Raw genomic sequence first — 305 nt, 5'->3', positions numbered from 1 at the left:
GTTTATCGGTACGACGAACAGCACGTCATTCTTGAGCGTGGTTTGGCCGGTGGGGCGAGTTTCTACTGGGAGTGGGAACGGGCTGGTAAGGCGGCGCGGTGTGTGCGGCATTGGGCCAGTTTCTCGCAGATGGACACGCGGTATGCCTGGGATGACAACGGGCAGGTCACGGTGTTTAACGCCGATGGCAGCCAGGAAGTCTACGTGCATGACCAGCGGGCGCGGCTGGTGCAGCGGGTGGATCCGGACGGTGCCGAGCACTTTAAATCCTACGATGACAAAGGCCGGCTCNACGGTTGAGCAGG

General features: G+C 61.2%; 1 pseudogene (running past one end of the window). It reads left to right on the top strand.

From position 1 onward, the window contains the following. Positions 1-305 (top strand): annotated as a pseudogene (locus AO064_RS31345) (DUF6531 domain-containing protein) (its annotated part extends 1,841 nt beyond the left edge of the window); the annotation flags it as partial.

The organism is Pseudomonas marginalis (genome assembly GCF_001645105.1).
Lineage (GTDB): Bacteria > Pseudomonadota > Gammaproteobacteria > Pseudomonadales > Pseudomonadaceae > Aquipseudomonas > Aquipseudomonas petroselini.
Note: the sequence above shows the minus strand (reverse complement) of the source record. Positions and strands in the feature narration are given on the sequence as shown.